The sequence below is a fragment of the Streptomyces sp. NPDC008313 genome, from assembly GCF_042956125.1.
In the GTDB taxonomy this organism is placed as follows: domain Bacteria; phylum Actinomycetota; class Actinomycetes; order Streptomycetales; family Streptomycetaceae; genus Streptomyces.
In genome coordinates this window covers 252,426-259,559 of sequence record NZ_JBIBFR010000013.1, presented here as the reverse complement: position 1 = coordinate 259,559, position 7,134 = coordinate 252,426, and the positions used below count along the sequence as shown (strand labels likewise).

8 protein-coding genes are annotated in these 7,134 nt (G+C 67.7%); 7 read left to right on the top strand and 1 reads right to left on the bottom strand.

The features are described from left to right. The 3 genes from ACFY93_RS19785 to ACFY93_RS19775 all read left to right on the top strand — a co-directional run. The coding region (locus ACFY93_RS19785) for a cbb3-type cytochrome c oxidase subunit I (RefSeq protein ID WP_391360486.1) at nt 1-503 on the top strand (503 nt) is incomplete at its 5' end. Then, nucleotides 500-898, top strand: coding sequence for a cytochrome c oxidase subunit 4 (locus ACFY93_RS19780; protein ID WP_391360483.1), 399 nt, complete (start codon nt 500-502; stop codon nt 896-898). The genes ACFY93_RS19785 and ACFY93_RS19780, both read left to right, overlap by 4 nt. Nucleotides 899-1,028: 130 nt before the next feature. Continuing rightward, a complete protein-coding gene (locus tag ACFY93_RS19775) occupies nt 1,029-2,288 on the top strand; it encodes an Ig-like domain-containing protein (protein ID WP_391360481.1) in 1,260 nt (419 codons plus the stop codon). Between the two features lie 9 nt (nt 2,289-2,297). Here the strand turns inward: ACFY93_RS19775 and ACFY93_RS19770 are convergent, their stop codons facing one another. Further along, entirely contained in the window at nt 2,298-2,699 is a 402-nt protein-coding gene (locus tag ACFY93_RS19770; protein WP_391360479.1) for a hypothetical protein, read from the bottom strand. Between the two features lie 185 nt (nt 2,700-2,884). Between ACFY93_RS19770 and ACFY93_RS19765 the strand changes: the two genes are divergently transcribed. The 4 genes from ACFY93_RS19765 (at nt 2,885) to ACFY93_RS19750 (ending at nt 7,111) form a co-directional block, all read left to right on the top strand. Then, complete coding sequence (locus ACFY93_RS19765) at nt 2,885-3,505, top strand: cytochrome c oxidase subunit 3 (protein ID WP_391360476.1); 621 nt, start codon at nt 2,885-2,887, stop codon at nt 3,503-3,505. A 113-nt stretch (nt 3,506-3,618) separates the two neighbouring features. After that, on the top strand, nt 3,619-4,428 hold the full coding sequence (locus ACFY93_RS19760; protein ID WP_391360473.1) for a c-type cytochrome: 810 nt from the start codon (nt 3,619-3,621) through the stop codon (nt 4,426-4,428). Further along, nucleotides 4,425-5,483 carry a Rieske 2Fe-2S domain-containing protein gene (locus ACFY93_RS19755; RefSeq protein ID WP_391360470.1) on the top strand — a complete coding sequence of 353 codons (1,059 nt, stop codon included), beginning with the start codon at nt 4,425-4,427 and terminating at the stop codon, nt 5,481-5,483. The genes ACFY93_RS19760 and ACFY93_RS19755 overlap by 4 nt, the downstream gene beginning before the upstream one ends. Further along, nucleotides 5,480-7,111, top strand: a complete 1,632-nt coding sequence (locus ACFY93_RS19750) for a cytochrome b N-terminal domain-containing protein (RefSeq protein ID WP_391360467.1) — start codon at nt 5,480-5,482, stop codon at nt 7,109-7,111. Before ACFY93_RS19755 ends, ACFY93_RS19750 begins: the two co-directional genes overlap by 4 nt. The last annotated feature ends 23 nt before the right edge of the window (nt 7,112-7,134 follow it).

Sequence of the window (7,134 nt, the reverse complement as noted above, 5' to 3'; positions counted from 1 at the left end):
TCGCGATGTTCTCCGGCTTCCACTTCTGGTGGCCGAAGTTCACCGGCAAGATGCTCGACGAGCGCCTCGGCAAGATCACCTTCTGGACGCTGTTCGTCGGCTTCCACGGCACGTTCCTCATCCAGCACTGGCTGGGTGTCGAGGGAATGCCGCGTCGCTACGCGGACTACCTCGCGGCCGACGGCTTCACCGCCCTGAACACGATCTCGACGATCGCCTCGTTCCTGCTGGGCCTGTCGATCCTGCCGTTCCTCTACAACATCTGGAAGACGGCCAAGTACGGCAAGAAGGTCGAGGTCGACGACCCGTGGGGCTACGGCCGTTCGCTCGAATGGGCGACGTCCTGCCCGCCGCCGCGGCACAACTTCCTCACCCTGCCGCGGATCCGCAGCGAATCCCCGGCGTTCGACCTGCACCACCCGGAGATCGCCGCTCTCGACCAGCTCGAGAACGCCGGTCACGGTGAGAAGGCCCTCGCGGGTGGCAAGGAGGCCGGCAAGTGAAGATCCAGGGCAAGTTGTTCCTCTGGCTCGCCGTCTTCTTCGTCATCATGGCGGCCGTCTACGGTGTCTGGTCGAAGGAGCCGGCCGGTACCACGGCGCTCTTCCTGGCCTTCGGCCTGAGCATCATGGTCGGCTTCTACCTGGCCTTCACGGCCCGGCGGGTCGACGTGGGCGCGCAGGACAACCGGGACGCCGACGTCGCCGACGACGCCGGTGAGATCGGGTTCTTCAGCCCGCACAGCTGGCAGCCCCTCGCTCTCGGCATCGGTGGCGCGCTCGCCTTCCTGGGCGTCGTCTTCGGCTGGTGGCTGCTGTACTTCTCGGCCCCGATCATCATGTTCGGCCTGTTCGGCTGGGTCTTCGAGTACTACCGCGGTGAGAACCGCACCCAGTAGCACGCGCTGAACCACAGGGAGCCCGGACACACCGCACGGTGTGTCCGGGCTCCCTCGTTCGCCACACCGGTGTCACCCGCCCGGGTCAGGCCGCCGCGCCGGGGCCGGGTCCCGTTCCTAGCGTGAGGCCATGAGGCACTCACCACGGACCCACACCGCCATCACCTGCACCGTCCTGGTCACAGCCCTCGGTGCGGGCGTCACCGCCTGCTCGGGCGGCCACCCCCTCGCGTCCCGCCCGCACGACGCCGGGAAGCTGATCTCCTTCAACGGTCCCGACACCGACAGCGGCGCGAAGGCCGACCCCGACCGGCCCCTGGAGATCGACGCACGCCCCGAGGGACGCATCACCGACGTGACGGCCACCGACGCCTCCGGGCGGTACGTGGCCGGGGAGCTCTCCGCCGACGGCCGCCGCTGGCACAGCACCTCACCGCTCGCCGCGGGCGCCCACTACACGATCCGGGTGAGCACCGAGGACGACGACGGCGAACCCGGCCGCAAGGTCTACGCCTTCGACACCAGCACCCCCACCGGCAAGAAGAGGCTCAGCGTCACCTTCGGCCCCAAGAAGGGCACGTACGGCGTCGGCCAGCCCGTCACCGCCGAGCTGAGCGCCCCCGTCAAGGACCGGGCCGCCCGCGCCGTCGTCGAACGCGCGCTGCGGGTCCGCTCGACGCCCGCCGTCCAGGGCGCCTGGCACTGGGTGGACGACAGGACGCTGCACTACCGGCCCCGGGAGTACTGGCCCGCGAACGCCACCATCGAGGCGCACAGCGACCTCAAGGGCGTCAAGGTCGCCGACCGGCTCTGGGGCGGCGAGTCCGAGCCCCTGAAGCTCACCACGGGCGACGCCCTGATCGCCGTCACGGACGCGGCCGCGCACCGGATGACCGTCTACCGCGACGGCGAGGAGATCAAGCAGGTCCCCGTCACCACCGGCAAGCCCGGCTTCGAGACCCGCAACGGCGTCAAGGTCGTGCTCGGCAAGGAGTACCTCGTACGCATGCGCAGTTCCACCGTCGGCATAGCCGAGGGGTCCTCGGACTCCTACGACCTGCCGGTGTACTACGCGACGCGCGTGACCTGGAGCGGCGAGTACGTCCACGCGGCGCCCTGGTCCGTGGGCTCGCAGGGCTACGCCAACGTCAGCCACGGATGCACCGGCCTGAGCACCGCCGACGCTAAGTGGTTCTTCGACACCGTCCGCGAGGGCGACGTCGTCAAGGTCGTGAACTCGGACGGCGACACCATGGCCCCGTTCGGCAACGGCTTCGGGGACTGGAACCTCGGCTGGGACAAGTGGCGCGGCGGCAGCGCCCTGGCGGGCGCCCCGGCCGACGCGCCCCGCCCCGTGGAACAGGCGAGGCTGCGCCCCGAGTCCGTCTAGGGCCTGTCGTCAGGCGCTGACGGCCGGTGTGCGCCGCAGCAGGGCGGCCAGCTCGGCGGCGAACTCCACCGGCTCCACCGGATGCGTCACCGCGGCGTCCGCGCGGCTCCAGGTGGCCAGCCAGGCGTCCTGGGGGCGCCCGATGAGCACCAGCACGGGCGGGCAGCGGAAGATCTCGTCCTTGATCTGACGGCAGACGCCCATCCCGCCCATCGGGACCGCCTCGCCGTCCAGCACGCAGACGTCGATCCCGCCCCGGTCCAGCTCCTTCAGGACGGCGGCGGGCGTCGCGCACTCGATGAACTCGACCGGGGGAACGTCCGCGGCCGGCCTGCGGCCGGCGGCGAGCCGCACCTGTTCGCGGGTGTTGGAGTCGTCGCTGTAGACCAGCACCGTGGCGGTCGGCTGCATTGTTCCTCCGAGACGTTGGGCTCTGCCGTCGTACGGGTGGGACCGATGCGGCGGATGCTACTCCCTTCGCCTGCGCGTCAACACCGCTTCGGACAGGGCTTCGATGGGCCATACGGGCAGGACACAGCGCATCAACACTCCGAACGGCACCCCCCGGGGTGAGGGCGGGATAAGCGACCGACATAATGTCGGTCGTGGCGACAGCAACGACAGTAGAAACCGGGCACGCGCACCCGTCGGTCAATCGGCCGAACCTCACCAGCGTCGGAACCATCATCTGGCTGAGTTCCGAGCTGATGTTCTTCGCGGCCCTCTTCGCGATGTACTTCACCCTGCGATCGGTGACCGGGCCGGATCACTGGAAGGAAATGGCGTCCAGCCTGAACTTCCCGTTCTCGGCGACGAACACCACGATCCTGGTGCTCTCCTCCCTGACCTGTCAGCTCGGCGTGTTCGCGGCCGAGCGCGGGGACGTGAAGAAGCTCCGGGGCTGGTTCATCGTCACCTTCATCATGGGTGCGATCTTCATCGGCGGTCAGGTCTTCGAGTACACCGAGCTGGTCAAGAAGGACGGGCTCTCGCTCTCCTCCGACCCGTACGGCTCGGTGTTCTACCTGACCACCGGCTTCCACGGACTGCACGTGACAGGCGGCCTCATCGCCTTCCTGCTGGTCCTGGGCCGCACGTACGCGGCGAGAAGGTTCACCCACGAACAGGCGACCGCCGCCATCGTCGTGTCCTACTACTGGCACTTCGTCGATGTCGTCTGGATCGGCCTCTTCGCCACGATCTACATGATCAAGTAAGCGGGACCGGCGTTCCCGACGCCCACGGACGGCCCGAGGCCGGTCCGCGGACGCGGGTGAACCGATCCAGTCCAGAAGCACCGACGCAGAAGATCCTGACACCGGGGTAATCCGTGAAAAAGCTCTCCGCACGACGACGCCATCCGCTGGCGGCGGTCGTCGTCCTACTCCTCGCGCTGGCGGCCACCGGGGGGCTGTACGCCGTGTTCGCACCCGCGAGTACGGCGCAGGCCGACGAGACCGCCCAGTCCCTCGCCATCGACGAGGGCAAGAAGCTCTACTCGGTGGGCTGCGCCAGCTGCCACGGCACCGGCGGTCAGGGAACCTCCGACGGTCCCCAGCTGACCGGTGTCGGCGCCGCGGCGGTCGACTTCCAGGTCGGCACGGGCCGGATGCCGGCCCAGCAGCCCGGCGCGCAGGTGCCGAAGAAGAAGGTCCAGTACTCGCAGGCCGAGATCGACCAGCTCGCGGCGTACATCGCCTCGCTGGGTGCCGGTCCCGCCGTGCCGACGAAGAACCAGTACAGCCCCGAGGGTGCCGACATCGCCGAGGGTGGCGAACTCTTCCGCACCAACTGCGCCCAGTGCCACAACTTCACGGGCAAGGGCGGCGCGCTGACGGAGGGCAAGTTCGCTCCGACGATCGAGAACGTCGACCCGAAGCACATCTACGAGGCCATGCAGACCGGCCCCCAGAACATGCCGTCCTTCCCCGACACGACCCTGACGGAGAAGAACAAGAAGGACATCATCGCGTACCTCGACGTGGTCGACAGCGATGATTCGAAGAGCCCCGGTGGTCTCGACCTGGGTGGCCTCGGGCCGGTCAGTGAGGGCCTCTTCGGCTGGATCTTCGGTCTCGGTGGTCTGATCGCCGTCGCCGTGTGGGTCGCCGCCCGGACCGCAAAGGCCAAGAAGTCATGAGTACCCAAGACATTCCAGAAGAGAACGTGCCCGCCGAGCGGGACGAAGAGCACGGACGGGCAGCCGTCGCGGACGAGAAGAACCCGTTCGCCGACCCCGGCCTGCCGCCCCACGAGCACCGCGTCCAGGACATCGACGAGCGGGCCGCCAAGCGGTCCGAGCGCGTCGTCGCGTTCCTGTTCACGCTGTCGATGCTGGCGACCGTCGGCTTCATCGCCTCCTACGTGGCGATCTCTGCCGACCAGTACGTCTACATCTTCCCGCTCGGGCACATCAGCGCGCTGAACTTCGCGCTCGGCATGACGCTCGGCCTGGCGCTGTTCACGATCGGCGCGGGGGCGGTCCACTGGGCCCGCACCCTGATGTCCGACGTGGAGGTCGCCGACGAGCGCCACCCGATCGAGGCGTCGCCCGAGGTCCGTGCCAAGGTGCACGCCGACTTCAAGCAGGGCGCCAAGGAGTCCGCGCTCGGCCGCCGCAAGCTGATCCGCAACACGATGTTCGGCGCGATGGCCCTGTTCCCGCTCTCCGGCGTCGTGCTGCTGCGCGACCTCGGACCGCTGCCCGAGGACAAGCTGCGCCACACCATGTGGCGCAAGGGCCTCAAGCTCGTCAACATGAACACGAACGAGCCGCTGAAGCCGTCCGACGTGCAGGTCGGTTCGCTCACCTTCGCCAAGCCCGAGGGCCTGGAGGAGGAGGACCACGACTTCCAGAACGAGATCGCCAAGGCGGCCCTGATGATCATCCGGCTCCAGCCGGAGGACATCAAGGACAAGCGCGAGCTCGAGTGGTCGCACGAGGGCATCGTGGCGTACTCGAAGATCTGCACCCACGTGGGCTGCCCGATCTCGCTCTACGAGCAGCAGACGCACCACGTCCTGTGCCCCTGCCACCAGTCCACCTTCGACCTCTCCGACGGTGCCCGAGTGATCTTCGGCCCGGCCGGTCACGCCCTGCCGCAACTGCACATCGGCGTGAACGACGAGGGCTACCTCGAGGCGCGCAGCGACTTCGAAGAGCCCGTCGGTCCTGCATTCTGGGAGCGCGGATGAGCACCAACGAGAACAACGAGCGACGCGGCAAGGCGCCGGCCGGCGAGCGCGTCGCCGACTGGGCCGACGGCCGGCTGGGGATCTACTCCCTGGCCAAGGCCAACATGCGCAAGATCTTCCCGGACCACTGGTCCTTCATGCTCGGTGAGATCTGCCTCTACAGCTTCATCATCATCATCCTCACGGGTGTGTACCTGACGCTGTTCTTCCACCCGTCGATGAACGAGGTGGAGTACCACGGCAGCTACGTCCCGCTCCAGGGGCAGCTGATGTCGGAGGCGTTCGCCTCCACGATGCACATCAGCTTCGACGTCCGCGGCGGTCTGCTCATCCGGCAGATCCACCACTGGGCGGCGGTCATCTTCCTGGCCGGCATGTTCGTGCACATGATGCGCGTCTTCTTCACCGGCGCGTTCCGCAAGCCGCGTGAGATCAACTGGCTGTTCGGCTTCCTGCTGTTCGTCCTGGGCATGTTCACCGGCTTCACCGGTTACTCGCTCCCCGACGACCTGCTCTCCGGCACCGGTGTCCGCTTCACCCAGGGCGCGATCCTGTCCATGCCGATCGTCGGCACGTACATCTCGATGTTCCTGTTCGGCGGGGAGTTCCCGGGAGGCGACTTCGTCTCGCGGTTCTACTCGATCCACATCCTGCTGCTGCCCGGCATCATGCTGGGTCTCGTGGTCGGCCACCTGATCCTGGTCTTCTACCACAAGCACACGCAGTTCGCGGGTCCCGGCAAGACCAACAAGAACGTCGTCGGCATGCCTCTGCTGCCGGTCTACATGGCCAAGGCGGGCGGCTTCTTCTTCCTGGTCTTCGGCTTCATCGCGATGCTCGCGGCGATCGCCGGCATCAACCAGATCTGGGTCCTCGGCCCCTACCGGCCCGACCAGGTCTCCACCGGCGCCCAGCCCGACTGGTACATGGGCTTCGCCGAGGGTCTGGTCCGCGCGATGCCCGGCTGGGAGATCAACCTCTGGGGCCACACCCTGGTCCTGGGCGTGCTGATCCCGCTGCTGGTCTTCGGCCTCTTCCTCGGGGTGATCGCGCTCTACCCGTTCATCGAGTCCTGGGTCACCGGGGACAAGCGCGAGCACCACATCCTGGACCGCCCGCGCAACGCGCCGACCCGTACGGCCTTCGGTGTCGCCTGGGTGACGGCGTACATGATCATGCTGATCGGCGGTGGCAACGACATCGTCGCCACGCACTTCCATCTGTCGATCAACTCGGTCACCTGGTTCGTGCGGATCGCGTTCTTCGTCGGACCGGTGCTCGCCTTCGTCGCCACCAAGCGGATCTGCCTCGGTCTCCAGCGCCGCGACAAGGACAAGGTGCTGCACGGCCGCGAGTCGGGCATCATCAAGCGCCTGCCGCACGGTGAGTTCATCGAGGTCCACGAGCCGCTCAGCCAGGAGCAGCTGTACACGCTCACGGCGCACGAGCAGTACACGCCCGCCGAGATCGGCCCGACGGTCGACGAGAACGGTGTCGAGCGCAAGGTGAAGAGCACGCAGAAGCTGCGCGCCAAGCTGAGCGAGGGCTTCTACGGCGAGGACAGCCAGATCCCGAAGCCCACCGTCGAGGAGTACAAGGAGATCACCAGCGGCCACGGCCACCACTGATCCGTACTGATCGCCACGGCGAG